Origin of the sequence: Bradyrhizobium nivariense (assembly GCF_029846695.2) — a bacterium.
In the GTDB taxonomy this organism is placed as follows: Bacteria; Pseudomonadota; Alphaproteobacteria; order Rhizobiales; family Xanthobacteraceae; genus Bradyrhizobium.
This window is the reverse complement of the sequence record NZ_JARWCR020000189.1, coordinates 1-1,200: the sequence shown is the minus strand read 5'-3', so window position 1 is coordinate 1,200 and position 1,200 is coordinate 1. Positions and strand designations below refer to the sequence as shown.

Genomic DNA, 1,200 nt, shown 5'->3' with positions numbered 1-1,200 from the left:
TGCCTGACAAGGGCTGGCGCGCGCATTCGATGATCCCATCCCGCTGTCTGATCGCCGCAAGCTGATCACCCCGCACGATGCCGCCACCTTCATCACGGAGCTGCCGAAGCGCGAGCATGATGCGCCAGAATGGCAGGCCGCCATCGAGGCGCTGATGCTGGTAGCCGATCTTGGCGGCCCGACGATGTTCGCGCGGGTCGGCGTCATGCGGGCATTGAACCGCCATCACGTTCGGGAGTTCACCCCGAACCGCAGAGAGCCGCATTGGGGCCGGCGCAAGCTGAAGAGAGACCAATGACCGTCTTTGTCTACGTCAACACGAGCAGGCAGGTCGGCGACGCCGACCACATCAAAGTCTTCGCCAATGCGGATGCCGCAGAAAAATGGTTCGAGGAGAACGACCCCGAGGGCGTGGCATTCGAATACGATGTTCTGGAGTGACAAGCGCCGAACCCGGCACGACCTAGGCGCGCCGCGCGGCGTTCTTATCCAAGCGGACGGAAGCCGATTTCGAGCAGTGGCGCGAAGAGCGCGATTGGACGACGTGGGCTTGCGGCGATAGAGTGCTGGCCCGGTAAGCAACAGGCTTACAGGTCCCAACTTTCGATGCACCTTGGTGTAGCGGTCGCGACTTCGAACGCGGATGGCTTGAGCTGCACAGGTCGGGCACGTATGTCCGGCTCCTCACCGGGCGGCGAGATGATATAATTATCTGCGGGCCAAACTTCCGATGCGCAACGGAGTGTTCCATGGCGAAGGAGATCAAACAACTGCGGAAGCAAGCTGAAAAGGCCGCGCGCTGCAAAGGCAGGTATCTCAGGAACTACAAGCCTTAGCACGCGCCTTCAAAAGCCAAGCCGACGTCCTGAAGTCAAAAAGGCGAGCAGGCAAGAAGAGACGGTCAACCTTGAAGGTTAAGGATCGCTGACAGCCGGCAGGCGGAACGCTTTGCAGATTGCCGAGTTTTCCCGATGCCCTTCCCCAAGGGCGACGCCGATTGGCCCCAGCTTCACCGCCCATTGCCCGGAGTTGGGGCCATCTTTTTGCTCACGTGAGTTCCAAAAATGAAAGAGAGAGCCGGTCCCGATTGTCTGAACAAAAATTCCGCGTCGATAAGTGGAGACTCTGCCGGTGTTAGGCCGCCGCGCGGAGCGGAGGAAGATCGAAGTAGGCTTGATCCGGGGTGCGGTCGTCAAGGCT

At 60.2% G+C, this 1,200-nt stretch carries 3 protein-coding genes; 1 reads left to right on the top strand and 2 read right to left on the bottom strand.

Annotated elements, in window-relative coordinates:
• A partial coding sequence (locus QCM77_RS45875) for a hypothetical protein (RefSeq protein ID WP_280097135.1) occupies positions 1 to 265 on the bottom strand: 265 nt, incomplete at its 3' end.
• A 29-nt stretch (positions 266 to 294) separates the two neighbouring features.
• Here QCM77_RS45875 and QCM77_RS45870 point away from each other — a divergent pair.
• Positions 295 to 441: a hypothetical protein gene (locus QCM77_RS45870; protein ID WP_279669303.1), complete on the top strand. Its 147-nt coding sequence runs from the start codon at positions 295 to 297 to the stop codon at positions 439 to 441.
• A gap of 473 nt (positions 442 to 914) precedes the next feature.
• On the opposite strand, the gene QCM77_RS45865 is transcribed toward QCM77_RS45870, so the two are convergent.
• On the bottom strand, positions 915 to 1,200 hold a 286-nt coding region (locus QCM77_RS45865), incomplete at its 5' end, for a hypothetical protein (RefSeq protein WP_280097134.1).

What these genes read in the sequence shown, in the direction of transcription:
- QCM77_RS45870 (WP_279669303.1), top strand. Translation starts at nt 295, where the DNA reads ATGACCGTCTTTGTCTACGTCAACACGAGCAGGCAGGTCGGCGACGCC.